We start from the raw sequence: 16,477 nt of genomic DNA on the forward strand, positions 1-16,477 counted from the left end.
CCGGCGGGCGGGCGAATCGGCGCACGCGATGGCGCGCCGCGGGTCCCGTCGGGCACCATGGCCTGGTGCGCATCGAGCAGAGCGACCTCGCCGACGTCCTGGTGCTCGTCCCCGAGCCGTTCCGGGACGAGCGGGGCCTGTTCACCCGGACCTTCGACGCCGTCGAGTTCGACGACCACCTGGGCACGCCGGGGAAGTCCGCGACGTTCGTCCAGGACTCGCAGTCCCGCTCGGCGCGCGGCGTGATCCGCGGTATGCACGGGCGCGCCGGGCGCGGCGAGGCCAAGCTGGTGCGCTGCGCGCACGGCGCCGTGCACGACGTGCTGGTCGACATCCGCCCGCAGTCCCCGACTTTCGGACAGCAGCAAGCGTTCCTGTTGGACGACAACGACTTCCGGCACCTGTATGTACCGCCGGGGTTCCTGCACGGCTTCCAGGCGCTCACCGCGGTCGCCGACGTGTGCTACCGCATCGATCGTCCGCACGCTCCGGCCGAAGACCTCGCGGTGGCACACGACGATCCGGACCTGGCCATCGCGTGGCCGCACCCGGTGACGGTGGTCTCGGCCCGGGACGCGGCCGCGGGCAGCTGGCGGGCGTTGCTCGCGACGCTGGCGCACGCTACGCCCCGATCCTGACCCGGCACAGCGAGTCGTCCAGCACGCCATCGTCTTTCAGCGCGGTCAGGTGCGCGAGCCGGGTGAACCGCTGGAAGAACCCGTCCGCGGTGAGGCCGCGGGCCAGGTACTCCCGAGACAGCTCCGCAGCGCCGTCCGGGACGCTCCACTCGGCCTGAAAGGCCAGCTTCTCCCGCGCCTTCGTGAAATCGACGCGATAGGACCGCGCGTCGGAACCGGACGTACCGGCGATCACCAGCCGGGCGCCGGGCACCGCATCGACGACGGCACGGGCGATATCGGCCACGGTCAGGTTGTTGACCTCGGTGCCGATGTTGTAGGCCGCGCCGTGCACCGTCTCCAGCGGGGCGACCAGGCAGCGGGCGAAGGCGCGGGCGATGTCCTGCGCGTGCACCAGCGGCCGCCACGGCGTCCCGTCCGAGAGCACCTTGACCTCGCCGGTCAGTACCGCGTAGCCGACCAGGTTGTTCAGCACGATGTCCGCGCGCAAACGCGGCGAGAAGCCGAAAGCCGTTGCGTTGCGCAGGAATACCGGCGCGAATCCGGGATCCCCCAGCGCGAGCAGATCGTCCTCCACCCGGACCTTGCTCTCGGCGTACGGCGTCAACGGCCGCAGCGGCGCCTCCTCGGTGACCAGTTCGTCGCCCGCCGCACCGTAGACCGAGCAGGTCGAGGCGTACAGGAATCGGCGCACCCCGGCCGCTTTGGCCAGGCGGGCGAGCCGCACCGAGGCGTGATGGTTGATGTCGTGGGTGATCCGGGGCGCGAGCGCGCCCAGCGGATCGTTGGACAGCGCAGCCAGATGCACCACCGCGTCGAACCCGGTGAGCTGATCCACCGTGACATCGCGCAGGTCCACCGCGATCCCGGGCGGATCCGCCGGTGCCGCGCCGAGCACGCAATCGGCGAAGTAGCCGATATCCAACCCGGTCACCTCATGCCCCGCGGCGCGCAGGACCGGCACCATGACCGTGCCCAGATAACCCTGATGTCCGGTGACGAGCACACGCATCTTCACAAACCTCCGAAACTGACGACGGTCTTCTCGGCCACGAAGGCCTCGGCGTATTCGGCATGGCACTGCACCCCGCGCACCCGGGCCGCGGCGAGGAAGGCATCCTCGGCGAACCAGTCTCGATCATGTTGCGAGGGATAATGTTTCACGAGCAGTCGCGCCTTCTCCACGGCGACACCGGCGGGCAGCGGATGGAACAGCGTGGGGCGCGGGGTGTCGGTCTCCCACTTGAGGATCTCGTAGCCGAGCGTCAGGTGATCCCGGAATTCGGTGGGCGCCAGTTCGGCGAGCAGGCGGTGATCCTGGTGCGCGTCGGCACGATTGGGCGCGAACACGAGATCCGGCTCGCCGCGGCGGCGCAGCGCGGCCACCGCGTCCTTGACCCGGTCCCAGTGCGCGGGTGCGCGACCGTCGGGAACGTCCAGCACGGTCAGCTCTACCGTCGCGCCCGCACAGATCGCCGCGAGCGCGGCCCGCTCCTCGGCCTCCCTGGCGGTGCCGCCGCCACTGAGCACCAGCGCCCGAACCACCAGTCCCGGAGCGTTTTTCACCAACGTGAGCAAGGTGCCACCCAGGCCGATGGCGATATCGTCGCAGTGCGCTCCCAGCACGGCGACCTCGGTGATCCGCTGCGGGCTCAGCACATTCACGAAACGCCCTCGAGGCTTTCGCTGCCCTCCCAGATCATCCACGGACGATCGCCGCGGTGGTAACCGTCGTCGAGTTCCGCGCGTTCCTTGAACGTGTCGGCGGGCTTCCAGAATCCGAGATGCTGATAGCCGAAAAGCCTGCCCTGGCTCGCCAACGCGCCACAGGCGTCCTCGACCAGATCGCCGCCCGGCGGCAGCAGGTCGAGCACCTCCCGGGTCAGCACGAAGTAGCCGCCGTTTTCCCAGATCGGCAGTCGCGCAACAGGTGTGATGTTCTTGATCGCGCCCGCGGCGTTGATGTCCACGCAATGGAACGACGATTGCGGCGGGACGATCAGCATCGACGCGGCTGCCCCGGACGCGGTGAACCTCTCGATCATCTGGTCCAGGGGCGCATCGGTGAGCACGTCGGCGTAGTTGGCGAGGAAGTACTGCTCGCCGTCCAGGTGCCCGCGGACCCGGCGCAATCGTTCGCCGATGGCCGAGTCGACGCCGGTGTCGACGAAAGTGATGGTCCAGTCGCTGATATCGGACTGCAGCAGTTCGACCTGCCCGTCCCGGATGACGAAATCGTTGGACACCGATTCCTGATAGGTCAGGAAGTAGTTCTTGATGTGGGTGGCGCCGTAGCCGAGGCACAGGATGAAGTCCTTGTGACCGTAGTGCGCGTAGTACCGCATGACGTGCCAGATCAGCGGGCGTGGACCGACCATCTGCATGGGCTTGGGGATGACGTCGTCGGTGCCGTTGCGCATGCGCATGCCGTAGCCACCACAGAACAGGACAACCTTCATGAGAGCTCCGCGCGACGCAAGGTGGGCAGTGGATAGACGAGTTCGCCGCCCCAGCCACCGATATGGCGGAGCTGCGCGGTGATCTCGGTTTCGAGATTCCAGGGCAGGACGACCACGACATCGGGCCGGTCGTGCTCGATCCGCTCCGGCGGATGGATCGGGATCCGGGTGCCCGGGGTGAATCGCCCGTGCTTGTACGGGTTTCGATCCACGGTGTACTCGAGCAGGTCGGGGCGGATGCCGCAGTAGTTGAGCAGGGTGTTGCCCTTGCCCGGCGCGCCGTAGCCGACCACCCGTTTGCCCTGACCGCGCGCGTCGAGCAGATAGCGCAGCAGGTCGTGCCGGACCGCTTCGGTGCGCGGACGCAGCGCGGCGTACCCGCCGGCCTCGTGCAGGCCGGCCTCGGCTTCGACCGCGAGCGCCTCGGCCACCCGGCGGCCGGGAACCGCGACCGCATCGGGCCGGGCCCAGATCCGCAGCGAACCCCCATGGGTGGCCAGATGTTCCACGTCGACCACCGTCAATCCCGCGGTGGCGAGCGCTCGTTGCGCCGAGAGCACCGTGTAGTACTGGAAATGCTCGTGGTAGATGGTGTCGAACTGCCCGAGCCGCACCAGGTTCAACGCATGGTGCACCTCGATGGCCAGCCAGCCGTCGTCGGTCAGCAGCTCGCGCAGCGAGCGGGTGAAGCCGAGCAGATCGGGGATGTGGGCGTACACATTGTTGGCCACCACCAGATCTGCAGGGCCGTACTCGGCCCGGACCTTCGCCGCCGTCTCCTCGTTCAGGAACGCCGACATCGTCGGCACGCCGCGGGCCAGCGCCGCCGCGCCCACGTTCACCGACGGCTCGATACCCAGGCACGGCACGCCGGCCGCGACCGCGTGCTGCAGCAGGTAGCCGTCGTTGCTGGCCACCTCGACCACGAACGATCGCGAGCCGAGCTCGAAGCGGGTGATCGCCTGATCCACAAAGGCTTTCGCGTGCCGCACCCAGCTGTCGGAGTAGGACGAGAAGTACGCGTACTCGGTGAAGGTGTCCTGCGGCGTGATCAGGGCGGGGATTTGCAACAGCAGGCAGTTCGCGCACAAGCGCAGATGCAGTGGATAGTTCGCTTCGGGGTGGTCGAGTTCCGCCGCGGTCAAGAATTTCTCGCAAGGTGGACAAGCGCCCAGATCGAGCACGCTTACCAGCGGGGATTCACAAAGCCGACAAATCACGCATGCTCCCACTCGGATCGACCAGCACCTGAAGCGGCGGCAACGCCACAACAAATCGGGTGGAACAATACCAATAACCGCCATTCTCCCCGAGCTAGCATACTCACAGCAACGATCGCATATTTTTGGGCTTCTGCACACCGCGCGAGCTCGGCGCAACCATAACCTCATCGAAACCAGCAGGCAATAGGAGCCTTTCATACCTGCTAGAACCCGACAGTAGCACCGGGACGCGGACTGATCCGCCCCGTTAAGCCCCACCTGAAATCAACGCTTCAATAGTCACAGCTTCACTGAACCCGTAAACCAATGGCCAGGGAGTTTTCGCAAAGATATAGCTATCACCTCTCCCTGTGATGTGCGTCGCACTGGATTGTGCGCCCGTTCTCATCCAGCGATCGATCTGCAACACTCGCTTCGCGGTTCTGTTCGGAAGCAATTCCCCGGCGGTATCAGGGGAATCGCTTCAGCGTTTATCGCCACGCTCGTCGATGAAAATAGGAACGTCTCCATGCGTTTAGATATGTGCGGGTCAGGGGTTGTTGTCGATCCGCCTTCGGCCGTGCGGCGAGGACTGCGCGCCGGCCGGGTCCGCGCCTCGGGCACAACAGAGTTCGCGGCCGGCTGCCAGGCGTTGCGCTACCTGTTCGCCCTGATCGCGCTCGCCGCACTGCTGATGCCGCTCGATACCACCCGCGACTTGCTGGCGCTCGCGCTGCCGGTCGGCCTGCTCGGCCTGCTCGGCAGCCGGACGCTGTTGCGCCGCCGCGCCGAACACGCCGGCACCGATCGCCCCCATCCCACTTCCGTCCTCGTGGTCGGCAATCCCGCAGCCGCACAGGCGGTCACCGCCGCCTTCACCGCCGATCCGGCCTCGAACTACCGGGTGATCGGCGTGTGTACCCCGGCACCGGTCTGCGCCTGCTCCCACGGAATCGGCGCTACCGGCCTGCAGGCGCCGATCGTCGGCGACCTCCGATCGGTGACCGAGGCGGCCTATCGGACCCGCGCCGATGCCGTCGTGCTGACCGGCGGCGACGTCTGCGCGCCCGACGAATTCCGCAGGCTCGCTTGGGACCTCGAAGCGCTCGGCGCCGAACTGCTGCTGGCGACCGGCTTGATCGACGTCGCCGCGGACCGGGTGACCAGGCACTCGGTGTCGAACATGACGGTTCTGCACATCGCGAAACCCCGTCATCCCCTGGCCAGATCGCGGTCCAAGGCCGCCTTCGACCTGTGCTTCGCGTCCCTGGCACTGCTGGCCACCGCGCCGACGCTGCTCGTCATCGCGCTGCTGATCAAAATCACCAGCCCGGGCCCGGTGTTCTATCGTTCCGAGCGGATCGGCATGCACGGCAAGCCTTTCGCGATGATCAAGTTCCGCAGCATGTACCTCGACGCCGACGACCACGTGGGGGCGCTGATCGACGAGGCGGGCGGCAACCCGGTGTTCTTCAAGCTCGAACACGACCCGCGCGTGACACCGGTCGGCCGGATCCTGCGCAAGTACAGCCTGGACGAGCTGCCGCAGTTCCTCAATGTCCTGCGGCGGGAGATGAGCGTGGTCGGTCCGCGCCCGCAGGTGCAGCGCGAGGTCGACGCCTACGACGACGCGATGCGGCGCAGGCTCCTGGTCAAACCCGGGATCACCGGGCTGTGGCAGGTGAGCGGGCGGTCCGATCTATCGCTCGAGCAGTCCATGCGCTTGGACGTCAGCTATGTCGACAACTGGTCGATGCGGCTCGACCTGACGATCCTCGCCAGAACGATCACCACCGTTGCCAGCGGCGACGGAGCGTACTGAGCGTGCCGGGCGGCGGCCCGATCCGGGTGCTGGTCGAGAACGGCGAGTACGCCCTGCGCAATCGGGGTGATCTCGCGATGATGGCGATCACCGTGCGGCGGCTGCGGGAACGCTGGCCGGACGCGCGCATCGGGATGCTGACCGACCAGCCGCGGGTACTGCGGGCGTTGCTGCCCGAGGCGGAACCGGTGTGCGCCGCGTCCGGCGGGCATTGGGCGCGTTCGGGTTTCGCGAGCGAGGACATCCGAACAACCGGCACGAAGCTGATCGGTTCCGCCGTATTGCACTGGCGAGCGGCGTCGGACGTGCCGAAAGAACGACTGCGCCGGATCCGCGCGGCGGCGAAGACGAAGTTCCGGCCGCCCGGCGCCGACGCCCCCGCGGCGACTCTCGAAGCGGCGCAACGTCCGGCGGCGCTCGCCGACGCGTCCCTGGTGATCGCGCAGGGCGGCGGCTACCTGACCGATGTCGACCTGTACCAAGCCCACCGCGCCCTGGATCTGCTGGAACAGGCTGCCGCCCTGGGCATTCCCACCGTCATGCTCGGCCAGGGCATCGGCCCGATGCGGGATGCGGGGCTGCTGAAACACGCGGCCACGGTCCTTCCCGGTGTCGACGTCATCGCATTACGCGAGGGGCGGCGCGGTCCCGGCCTGCTCGCCGATCTCGGCGTTGCTCCCGGGCGCATCCTGGTAACCGGCGACGACGCGGTCGAATTCGGTTACGGGCTGCGCCGCACCGGTCTCGGCACCGATCTCGGTGTGTGCCTGCGGGTCGCGGATTACTCGCGGGTGGGCGAGGCGGCCCGCGCCGTGCTCACCACCGTGTTGCGTTCTTGTGCCACAGAATTCGGTGCGGCACTGGCACCGTTGATCGTCAGCGAGTACGACTCCGAGGACCGTCGCGCTACACTGCCGCTGCTCACCGGCGCCGGTCACGTCCGTCCCGCGGTGCGCCGGGCCGGGACGGCCACCGATGTCGTGCGCCAGGTCTCCGGGTGCCGCGTCCTGGTGACCAGTACCTACCATCTCGCGGTTTTCGCGCTGTCCCAGGGGATTCCGGCGGTCGCCCTCTCGGCGTCGCAGTACTACGACGACAAGTTCCACGGCCTGGCGGGCATGTTCGGCACCGGCTTGCGCATCGTCCGGCTCGACGACAGTGCCCTCGAACAGCAGCTCACCGACGCGGTCCGGGAACTCTGGACCGCTGCGCCGGAATTGCGTGATCGTTTGCAGGACAAGGCGATCGAGCAGATCGCCGCCGGACGGACGGCGCTGGAGCGGGTGTTCCGGCTGGTCGAGGGAGGCGCGCCCGCGCCGGTCTCGGGCCGGTCACCCTGAGCGCGGCACGCTCACTGCTGCACGCGGGCCTGGATCTCCGCCAGGTTGGCACGCATACCCGCCGACCACTCCTCCAGCCGCCGCGCGACGATGCGCCCTTCGAGCTGGGGCGTCGCGGTGATCGCCACGACCAGCCCGGACGGCGCGGGCCCCATCCGCGCCCACTGCCGCACGATCACGCCCTCCCGCGCGGAGTCGATCTCGAAACCCCAGGTGGCACTGATGCCGTCGGGGCCGACCACGTTCCACACCCAGCGGCGCTCGGGTTCGACCTCGACGACCTCGCACACGGTTTCCCAGGCCCCGAGCGCAGGATGACGGCTGTGTCCGCGGAACCGCGCGCCGAGGGCGACCCGGTCGGCGTCGCCTTCCCAGTGCACCGCCTCCAGCTCGGGAGAGCAGCGCACCGGCAGCTCGATGTCGGTGACCAGGGCCCACGCCGTCCCGGCGTCGCAGGAAATCCGTTCCGCCACTTCGATAGTGGGACAGTCGCGATACCGCACCGCACCCCTTCCCGCCTGCTCCGCGCCGGCTTCCTTATACGCTATTGCATAGAACATAGAGGAGGGGCCGGGCTCCGGTCCACCAGGCCGAGGAGGCACAGTGCGTATCGGGGTGTTGATCGAACCGCGGTTACCCGGTGCGGTGGAGTTCGCGGTCGCGGCCGAGGCGGCGGGGGCCTCGTCGCTGTGGGTCGCGGAGGTATGGAGCTACGACGCGTTGACCGGGTTGGCCTATCTCGCGGCCCGGACCTCCTCGATCCGGTTGGGCACGTTCGTCGTTCAGCTCGGGTCGCGCACCCCCGCGCTCCTGGCGACGTCCGCACTGAGCCTGCACGAGCTCTCCGGTGGCCGGTTCGACCTCGGCATCGGCGTGTCCGGACCGCGGGTGATGGAGGGGTGGCACGGCGTCCGGTTCCGCCGCCCCGTGCGCACCACCCGCGAGACCATCGAGATCATCCGGACGGTGAGCCGCGGCGAACGGCTCGCGCACACCGGCGAGATCTACCCGCTGCCGTTGCCGGACGGGCCGGGCCGGGCGTTGCAACCCATGGTCCGCCCGGCGCACGTGCCGATCTACAACGCGGCCATGGGACCGCAGAACCTGCGACTGACCGGCGAGCTGGCCGACGGCTGGCTCGGCAACGCCTTCATCCCCGAAACCGCCGAGGTGTTCCTGGATCCGTTGCGCGAGGGCGCGATTCGAGGCGGTCGCGAGCTGACCGACCTCGATCTGGTGGCGCCGGTCGCGGTCGAGATCACCGGGGACGAGCAGGCGACCGTGCGCATGATCGACAAGCACGCCGAGGGCTACGCGTTCACCATCGGCGCGATGGGCGTCGGCGGCCGGAACTTCTACAACGACGCCTTCGCTCGGCTGGGCTTCGGCAAGGAGATCGAGCAGGTCGCCCGGCTCTGGCAGGCCGGCGACAAGGACGCCGCCCGGCGCGCGGTGCCCCGCGAACTCGGCGCGCTGACCAATCTGATCGGCACGCCCGCCGACATCACCGAACGGCTGCGGCGCTACCGGGCCGCCGGAATCACCGGCCTGCTGGCCAAACTCGACGGCGACTACGCGCAGCAACTCTCGACCCTGCGGACCTTGCTCGCGCTCGCCTCCCGCCTCACGGACTGACCGGGCCCCGTTCGCCGAGGCGGTCCGGTGCGTCGAACACCCGCACCCACGGGTGTTCGGCACTGTCCCGCGGCCAGCCCGGATCGCCGGTGCGCGCGAAAGCGACCCAGGCGGCGTGCATCTCGTCCGCGACGGACTGTGCGGGATTCGGCCCGACCAGCGCGGGCACCGCGTCGAGCGTGTCGAACACGAAGGGGAGTTCCAGGGCATGGAACGCGCCGAAATCCTGATCGACTCGGCGCCAAGCGAATTCGAAGGCGAACACCGGCGTGCCGGTGCCCGCCTGGGCATGCGCCAATTGCCTTGCCGGGAAACGGAACGCGTGATCGGTGAGAACCGCGGCCAGCAGATCACCCGCCGACGCTCGGGGTTGTTGCGCGATATACGGCTCGAGGCAGGACGCGTCGAGTCGATACCGTGCCAGCACGAAGGGCAGCGCGTCCATGGTCAGCGCGGCGGCGACGCCGGTCGGGACGATGAAGAGCCGGAATTCCTCGCTGGTGTGCCCGATGAGCAGCGGGATCCCGCGGGCCGACCCGGCGGCGACCGCGTCGATCGGCCGCTCGCGCAGCACGACGCCGTCCAGCACCGGGAACAGGCTCATCGAGGCGAGTCCACCGGTGATCACCGATGCGCCCCAGCGCGCCGGATCGGTATCCGCGATCAGGTCCGCGACCGTTTTCTCCTGCGCGGCGATCAAGGCTTCCGGCTGCACCGCCGCGAAGTCCGCCGCGGTGGGCGCGATCGCGAGCGTCGCGGCGATCTCGGCGGACACCTTGCGCGCGTCGGCTTCGGACGCCACGACCTCGCCGTTACCGCTCTGCATGATCGCCTTGGCGAACAGTCCGGCCGAGCGGGGTGAGGCGAGCAGCGCGGCGATGCTCATCGCGCCGGCCGATTCGCCGAAGACCGTCACGTTGTCCGGATCGCCGCCGAAACCGCGAATGTTCTCCTGCACCCACGCGAGCGCGTACTGCTGGTCCAGCAGACCACGATTGGACGGCGCGCCGTCGAGCACCGCGAAACCCGCCGCGCCGAGCCGGTAGTTGAGCGACACCAGCACCACGCCGTCGCGCGCGAACGCGGCACCGTCGTAGGCGGGCAACGCATTCGAGCCACGGGTGAACGCGCCGCCGTGGATCCACACCATGACCGGCAGTCCCGACCCGCCCGGATCCGGCGTCCACACATTGACGTTGAGCGCCTCCGCGCCCGGCACCGTCTGGACCCCGAAGATCGCCGCGAGCGCCGGCGGGTACGGCGCCTGCGGGCAGCTGCCGCCGAATTCGACCGCCTCGCGCACCCCGTCCCACGGCACCGGCGGCTGCGGCGCCTGGAACAGCGCCGCCCCGACCGGCGGCGCCGCGTACGGCACACCCAGGAAGGCGCTGATCCCGTTGGCAGTCCGGCCGCTGATCTTGCCGCCCGTCACCGCGACGACAGGTTCCATCGTCACTCCTCACTTCGCGTCGCGCACGTCACCGTCCATTGCGGGCGATGAATATCCTGTCTACCGCGTCCCGCCGCGGCGCGATACGGAAAGCGCGCATCCCGTGCGTCCTAGCGGGTCGTGCGTGGATTTCCCGCAATCGGCACCCCGATGCGCTCGGCCTGCGCCACCGAGGCCGGTGCATCCGCACTGCGGGCGGCGGTTCGCGGCAGCACCGGCGGTTGTTCGGTCGAGGAAAACCCTGCGGGCGGTTGGTAATCGGCGAGCACGGCGGTCCCCCACACGTACGGGTCGGCCTGTGGACTGCCGAACGGCGACCACGCCAGGCGCGTGTGCCCGGTCTTGTCCGCGGTGTCGGAGTCGTAGACGAGGATGTTCACGGCGAACCTGTCGGGATCGACCGGGGCGGGCAGTTCGGCCAGCGGAATCTTCACCTCGACCGTGTAGCCGCGGTACGGTTCGCGCACCCGAGCGGCGACCCGCATGCCCGGTGCCGTCTCGCCCGCCGCGCCCTGATCGTTGTCGGCGTCGCGCTCGGCGGCCGGGCCGCCCCCGCTCGCGGTGTAGGGCAGGATGCCGGTTTTGAACGTGGTCGACGTGTCGTCGGAGTCGCCCCGGGGGTCGAGCGCGATCTCCACCGCGTCGGTGCGCCAGTGCCGCTTGACGTCGTCGGCCGCCAACTCGGCGCCCTTGCGGTCGTCGGTGACGTCCACCAGCACGTACAGATCGTCGGCGTGCCTGGACAGTTTCGCCGTCGCCGTGCAGTCGCCACCGCCCTGCCAGACCGCCAGCGGCAGTGCCGGACCCGGGTATTCGCCCGGACCCTCGACGCCGTCGAGCACGGGCGCGACCGGCACCGCGGGGATCACCGTGCGCGGGTTCGGCGGATAGCCGGGCTGGGCGCGATTGGCCAACCAGGGCAATCCGATTCGCTCGGCCCAGTCGCGGAATTCGGCGTACAGCGGCCGCAGTCCGGTCTGCCGCAGCACCGGCGCCTCTACGAAACGGCCGTCCTCGGCGAGCACCGTGAACCAATCCGAACCGAGCTGCCGCGGATCCGCGGGTACCCGCGGCGGCATCGCCGCGAAACCCTGGGTCAGATAAATACGGGCCGCATCGCGCTCGACCTGCGCCCAGCTCGTGCCGTGCGCCCGCGACAGCCCACCGGACCAGACGCCGAGGACCGGAAGGCCGCTGGCCGGATCGATCTGCCGACGCTCGGCCGCGTCCGGCCCGAGCAGTGTGTCGAATCCATAGTTCTGCGCCAGCAAGCTCCTGGGCTGCCACACGCGCAGTCCTTCGTCGGCGAGCTGGCTCGGAAAGGCTCGCGGGTCACCGGCGGAGCGGAACGCCTCGATGCCTAGGCGGGCCGAAAGCTGGTGACCGCCATGCTGGTTGAACGGCCGCGGGTCCATCACCACGATGGTGTGCGGGGTGGTCGCGCGGACCAGTCGCACGAGGCGCGCCAGAGTGTCCTCGGCATCCCAGACGCGCGCGGTCAGCGGCGCGGAGAGCGTGTACCAGAAGTCGGGTTTGTCGAGGTAGAAGATGTTCTCGATGCCGACCGACGCGGTGGCCCGGCGTTCCTCGATTTCCCGGAGCAGACCCAGTTCGGGCCCCTCCTCGAGGCCGGCCGCGTTGCCGCCGCCCTCGCCCCGGGTGATCGTCACGACACCGGTGCGCCAGCCCAGTTCTTCGCGCCAGCGCCCGAAGGTAGACAGGTTGCTCGACTCGTCGTCGGGATGCGCACCGATGAACAGCACGTCGGTATGGGCCGAATCAGGCTCGGCACGCCGGGGCGCGGCGGCCGACGCGTCGGCGACGAACCACGTCGCGGCGACTCCCGCCGCCAGCACCGCTCGCCGGCTCAGCCGTGCCCCGCAGCCCGACCCTGCGCGACCCATCCATGCCTCCCGTCCGCCGCACCGCACGAAACCAGAGATAGTAGAGCAGCCGGTTCCCGTCGCCCCCTGGTCTGCCGCACGCTGATCGGAACTCCGGTCGCCCAGGACGGAGATGACGTGACGCACTCCACAATTCACCGATTGAAATCTCGACGACCCACTCCGGCCAGCGGGACTCCGCTATCGGAACGCTCCACAGGCCACCACGAGCAGCGCCCGCGACCAGGTAAAGGTTGCCAGAAGTTTGCCCATGCGTTTTCCTTAGGCGAACCGCATGGTTCGACGGCCTGTTCGACAGAAAGGTGCGTAATCGACCATGGATGTGCTCACCGCGGTGCGCGTGCCGACCTGATGACGTTGCCTTCCAGGGACCTTCGACCTCGGCGGTGGGCGGGGTGGATCGTCGCGGTCGCGGGGGTGCTGAGTTTGGTTGCGGCGCAATCGACGCTGGCGGTCACCTGGCTGGTGCCGGTCGCCGAGTCGGTACGGGGCGGCGACCGGCTCCGGTTCGACAACAGTCGCAGGCTGCCGGAGGTCGACGTGACTCCGTGGCGGGCGCCGAGCGGCTATCCGTACGGGCTGGATCACCTCGGGGTCGTGCTGATCGTCGTCGGCGCGTTGGGTGTGCTTGTCGCGCCGGTGCTGCTGACGCGATGCGCTGCCACGTCGGCGGGGCGAGCCGCCGGGCCGATCGTCGCGGCGGCACTGCTGCTCAGTTCGGCGACGTCGGTGTACCTGGTCCTGCGGTTGCGCAACTTCTGGCAGGACCGGATCGCCACCGGCGGTGGATTCCGCTTCGGCCCGGCCTTCTGGACACTCTCGGTGACCGCCGCTTTGGCCGCGATCGCACTCGGGCTCTACGCGTCCACACGGACAGACGAATGAGTGCGCTCAGGATGTGCTTCGCTCGGCGGAGCGAGTAGCCAGGAGTGTGCGGGTGATGTCGACGAGGCGGGATTCGGGGATCTCCTGGGCACCTTCGGCATCGACGATCACCGCGCGGGGGTAGATGCCGCGGACCACGTCGGGACCGCCGGTGGCGGTGTCGTCGTCGGCGGCGTCGAAGAGGGCCTCGACCGCGATGTGCAGGGCACGATCCGCATCGATGTCGCGGGTGTGGGTCTTCTTCAGCGACGACTTCGCGAACAGCGAACCGGAGCCGACCGCGGCGTAACCGAAGCGCTCCTCGCTGCGGCCGCCGACGACGTCGTAGGAGAAGATCCGGCCGGCCCGGTCGGGGTCGGTGGCGTCGAGGTCGTAGCCGACGAGCAGCGGGACGACCGCCAGGTCCTGCATGGCCGCGGGCAGGTTGTCGCGCACCATCTTCGACAGCCGATTGGCCTTGCCCTCGAAGGTCAGCGGCGCGCCCTCGATCTTCTCGTAGTGTTCGAGCTCGACCGCGAACAACCGGATCATCTCGACGGCCGTGCCGACGGTGCCCGCGAAGCCGGCCGCCGAATAGGTGTCGGTGATGAAGACCTTCTCCATGTCCCGGGTGGCCAGCAGATGACCCATGGTGCCCCGCCGGTCGCCGGCGAGCAGCACACCGCCGCGATAGGTGACCGCGACGATCGTGGTGCCGTGCGGCGCGATGTCCGCCGCCGTGCTCGCGCGGCCGAACCGGTGCGACGGCAACAGTTCCGGTGCGTTCCGCTGCAGGTATTCGGAGAACGAGGACGATGTGTGCCCTTCGCCGAACCAATCCGCCATCGCAGCCCTCCTCGATACCCAACGCCGAACCCGGGTATCGACCCTACCCGCTGCGCGCGCACCGCACGCATCGTGCGCGCACCGGAAGGTCCCGGCGCTCAACCTGATTCGCATCGGAGGTGACCGAGCCGGCCATACCGCCGCCCGGATCCTGTTGACCTGCGGCGTTACCGAACACACCCGGACTCGTGTCGGGGTCCCGTACACCGTCAGGTATGACGCACGCGCAGCCGTGTCCTCCCAAATGACGACCCGGCCAGCGACCCGCGGGCGATGCCCCGAGCAGTCCTGACCACGCAGAATCTGTGGTGCCGGTCGTGATCACAAGCATTCTGTAGGAAAACTGTTAGCCGCAGCGGATTTGATACAGGTGCGACAGATGCGGGTGCCCACCACGACCCCGCCCCCAGAGTTCCCGAGCCACCTGATGAATGGAGAAGACAGTGCCTGCGACGTTCCAGAGTCCCGTCACCGTGGCCACCGTGAACGCAGCGCACGACTACTGCGACCGTGGCTGGACCGTCACCGAAACCGCCAACGGCGTCTGCCTGATCACCGACGAGCAGGTCGCCGCCGTCGAGTTGACCGGCGCGCTCGCCGGCGAGGTCTCCCGCTTCCTGCACGCGAACAACCTGCTCGGCCCGGTGGTCGAACTGCCGGGCGCGCAGCGTCGCGAATTCCACCTGGTCGTCGGCGCCGCGAAGGCGGCGCTCGCCATCGCCGCGCTGCGGGACGCGGGCGCCGTCGTGCACACCGACGGCGCGAGCATCCCGCTGCCGCCGACCCGGCTCGCCCACGGCGCGGCGTGCTGGAAGATCGCCCCCGACGAGGCCCGCTGGGTGCCGCCGGTGGTGGCGATCGCCGCCGCGGTCCGCGCCAGCGCCACCCACCGCGCGCGCCAGCTCACCACCGTGGCCTGCTGAGCGGCTTACGCCGCACAGAAACGGGTTCGAGGCCCGGGTGACAGTCCTCACATCTCTCCGCATCAACGGTTCCATCCACGGCAAATGCTCAGTTACTGTGCGAGACAGGAGACGGGCACGAATCTTGTCGGGGTGCACAAACAGACCGGAGACTCTCTTGCCGACGTGAGGGCGGTGGCTTTGGTGACCAGCAGCCGATCGATGGTGCGCTCCTGGTGGCGGTACCGGGTCGATTACCGATGGCTGATCGAGACGTTCGAGGCGCACTCGGCGCTCGGGCCGTTGAAGTTCATGATGGGCTGGGGCGGCATCGTCATGGGGTCGATCACCCTGCTGGCGCTGGCCTCCCAGGGCGGCCAGCGCGGCGTCGCGGGCGATATCCAAGCCGTGGTCGTCGCCGTCACCGCCGCACTGTGGACCCTGCGCTGGTGGCTGTTCGCGTGGCCGCGCGAAACCGAATCGCTCATGTGGGTCGCCGTGGTCGATATCGCCGTGACCGCGAACAATGTGATGGTCCAAGACAGGTTGCTCGGAGCGATGGGCTGCGTGCTGCTGGTGACGACCGGCGGGTACATCACGATTTTCCACGGTCCACCGGTGCTGGCCCTGCACGTCGGCTTCGCCGTGCTGTCGATCCTCGCCTTGGCCGCCATGATGGTCGCCGGTGGGCCGGGCGGCAGCGGGCACGGCCGGGGCGATCTCGCGCTGGGCGCGATGGTCGTGCTGGTCATTCTCGTGGTGACCGGCGTGGTGCTGCCGGTCGTCCAGTTCTGCAACTGGCTGCTGCGCCTGGACGCCCTGTCCGATCCGCTGACCAAGGTGCTGAACCGGCGCGGCCTCGATTCGCACCTGACCAGGCTGTTCCGCGCCCGCGGCCGCGATCACGGCGTCTACGTCGTGACCCTGGACCTCGATCGGTTCAAGTCCGTCAACGACACCTTCGGGCATTCGTTCGGCGACGAAGTGCTGGTGCGCACGGCCGAATGCCTGTGCGCCGCCGCACCGCCCGGCGCCGTCGTCGTGCGCACGGGCGGCGAGGAATTCGTGGTCGTCGGCCGGCTGCACGGCGCCGACCTCGGCGCCGTCGCCGAACGACTGCGACAGGCGGTCGAGTCCATGCCGCGGCTGCCGCAGACCATCACGGCCAGCGTGGGCGCGGCCCGGATCGACCCGGTCCATACCGGGGACTCCCGCCGTGTACCGATCGACCGCACCGTGTTCCACACCGCCGACTCGGCGATGTACCGCGCAAAACAGCTGGGCGGTAACGCCGTCGTGATCGCCGAGCCGGTGCCGCGACCGGAGTCCGCGCGCCGGGAGACGCCGGAACGACGGTGAGCGGGCAGGTCTACGTATTGCCAGAATTCGCACAGTCACATTGAGTCGATTGTCAA

General features: G+C 69.0%; 15 protein-coding genes. 7 read left to right on the forward strand and 8 right to left on the reverse strand.

Going from position 1 to position 16,477, the window contains the following annotated elements; all coding sequences use genetic code 11:
* Positions 1–65 precede the first annotated feature (65 nt).
* Positions 66–638, forward strand: coding sequence for a dTDP-4-dehydrorhamnose 3,5-epimerase family protein (locus tag TY25_RS32595; RefSeq protein ID WP_042262726.1), 573 nt, complete (start codon positions 66–68; stop codon positions 636–638).
* Here TY25_RS32595 and TY25_RS32600 read toward each other — a convergent pair.
* From TY25_RS32600 to TY25_RS32615, 4 genes are read right to left on the reverse strand one after another with little or no spacing between them, the layout of a single operon-like run.
* Entirely contained in the window at positions 622–1,650 is a 1,029-nt protein-coding gene (locus TY25_RS32600; RefSeq protein ID WP_042262729.1) for an NAD-dependent epimerase/dehydratase family protein, read from the reverse strand. The two genes, TY25_RS32595 and TY25_RS32600, sit on opposite strands and share 17 nt — an antisense overlap.
* Positions 1,651–1,652: 2 nt before the next feature.
* Entirely contained in the window at positions 1,653–2,303 is a 651-nt protein-coding gene (locus tag TY25_RS32605) for a PIG-L deacetylase family protein (protein ID WP_042262730.1), read from the reverse strand.
* Positions 2,300–3,097 carry a sugar phosphate nucleotidyltransferase gene (locus tag TY25_RS32610; protein WP_042262732.1) on the reverse strand — a complete coding sequence of 266 codons (798 nt, stop codon included), beginning with the start codon at positions 3,095–3,097 and terminating at the stop codon, positions 2,300–2,302. Before TY25_RS32610 ends, TY25_RS32605 begins: the two co-directional genes overlap by 4 nt.
* Positions 3,094–4,317, reverse strand: coding sequence for a class I SAM-dependent methyltransferase (locus tag TY25_RS32615; RefSeq protein ID WP_042262734.1), 1,224 nt, complete (start codon positions 4,315–4,317; stop codon positions 3,094–3,096). The genes TY25_RS32610 and TY25_RS32615 overlap by 4 nt, the downstream gene beginning before the upstream one ends.
* Before the next feature lie 562 nt (positions 4,318–4,879).
* Between TY25_RS32615 and TY25_RS32620 the strand changes: the two genes are divergently transcribed.
* On the forward strand, positions 4,880–6,121 hold the full coding sequence (locus tag TY25_RS32620) for a sugar transferase (protein ID WP_226887400.1): 1,242 nt from the start codon (positions 4,880–4,882) through the stop codon (positions 6,119–6,121).
* A 2-nt stretch (positions 6,122–6,123) separates the two neighbouring features.
* Positions 6,124–7,461, forward strand: coding sequence for a polysaccharide pyruvyl transferase family protein (locus TY25_RS32625; protein ID WP_081869248.1), 1,338 nt, complete (start codon positions 6,124–6,126; stop codon positions 7,459–7,461).
* Between the two features lie 11 nt (positions 7,462–7,472).
* Here the strand turns inward: TY25_RS32625 and TY25_RS32630 are convergent, their stop codons facing one another.
* Positions 7,473–7,934: an SRPBCC family protein gene (locus TY25_RS32630; protein ID WP_236639163.1), complete on the reverse strand. Its 462-nt coding sequence runs from the start codon at positions 7,932–7,934 to the stop codon at positions 7,473–7,475.
* Positions 7,935–8,064: 130 nt separating this feature from the next.
* On the opposite strand from TY25_RS32630, the gene TY25_RS32635 reads away from it, so the two are divergent.
* The gene (locus TY25_RS32635) at positions 8,065–9,096 is read left to right on the forward strand and encodes an LLM class flavin-dependent oxidoreductase (protein ID WP_042262736.1); all 1,032 of its coding nucleotides are present in this window, start codon (positions 8,065–8,067) and stop codon (positions 9,094–9,096) included.
* On the opposite strand, the gene TY25_RS32640 is transcribed toward TY25_RS32635, so the two are convergent.
* On the reverse strand, positions 9,086–10,546 hold the full coding sequence (locus TY25_RS32640; RefSeq protein WP_042262739.1) for a carboxylesterase/lipase family protein: 1,461 nt from the start codon (positions 10,544–10,546) through the stop codon (positions 9,086–9,088). The genes TY25_RS32635 and TY25_RS32640 overlap by 11 nt on opposite strands.
* Before the next feature lie 110 nt (positions 10,547–10,656).
* Positions 10,657–12,450, reverse strand: a complete 1,794-nt coding sequence (locus tag TY25_RS32645; RefSeq protein WP_226887401.1) for a sugar-binding protein — start codon at positions 12,448–12,450, stop codon at positions 10,657–10,659.
* Positions 12,451–12,867: 417 nt separating this feature from the next.
* On the opposite strand from TY25_RS32645, the gene TY25_RS32650 reads away from it, so the two are divergent.
* A complete protein-coding gene (locus tag TY25_RS32650; RefSeq protein ID WP_042262743.1) occupies positions 12,868–13,335 on the forward strand; it encodes a hypothetical protein in 468 nt (155 codons plus the stop codon).
* A gap of 6 nt (positions 13,336–13,341) precedes the next feature.
* Here TY25_RS32650 and prcB read toward each other — a convergent pair whose 3' ends face one another.
* The gene (gene prcB / locus TY25_RS32655) at positions 13,342–14,160 is read right to left on the reverse strand and encodes a proteasome subunit beta (protein WP_042262744.1); all 819 of its coding nucleotides are present in this window, start codon (positions 14,158–14,160) and stop codon (positions 13,342–13,344) included.
* Positions 14,161–14,603: 443 nt separating this feature from the next.
* On the opposite strand from prcB, the gene TY25_RS32660 reads away from it, so the two are divergent.
* Together TY25_RS32660 and TY25_RS32665 are read left to right on the forward strand one after the other, a co-directional pair.
* On the forward strand, positions 14,604–15,083 hold the full coding sequence (locus TY25_RS32660) for a hypothetical protein (protein WP_088607230.1): 480 nt from the start codon (positions 14,604–14,606) through the stop codon (positions 15,081–15,083).
* A 183-nt stretch (positions 15,084–15,266) separates the two neighbouring features.
* A complete protein-coding gene (locus TY25_RS32665; protein ID WP_081869262.1) occupies positions 15,267–16,421 on the forward strand; it encodes a GGDEF domain-containing protein in 1,155 nt (384 codons plus the stop codon).
* Positions 16,422–16,477 lie beyond the last annotated feature (56 nt).

This window comes from Nocardia brasiliensis NBRC 14402, assembly GCF_000308475.2.
Lineage (GTDB): Bacteria > Actinomycetota > Actinomycetes > Mycobacteriales > Mycobacteriaceae > Nocardia > Nocardia brasiliensis.

Excerpts from the sequence above, each read along its gene's own strand:
- prcB (WP_042262744.1), bottom strand. The coding sequence starts at position 14,160 with ATGGCGGATTGGTTCGGCGAAGGGCACACATCGTCCTCGTTCTCCGAA.
- TY25_RS32600 (WP_042262729.1), bottom strand. The coding sequence starts at position 1,650 with ATGCGTGTGCTCGTCACCGGACATCAGGGTTATCTGGGCACGGTCATG.
- TY25_RS32645 (WP_226887401.1), bottom strand. The coding sequence starts at position 12,450 with ATGGGTCGCGCAGGGTCGGGCTGCGGGGCACGGCTGAGCCGGCGAGCG.
- TY25_RS32640 (WP_042262739.1), bottom strand. The coding sequence starts at position 10,546 with ATGGAACCTGTCGTCGCGGTGACGGGCGGCAAGATCAGCGGCCGGACT.
- TY25_RS32610 (WP_042262732.1), bottom strand. The coding sequence starts at position 3,097 with ATGAAGGTTGTCCTGTTCTGTGGTGGCTACGGCATGCGCATGCGCAAC.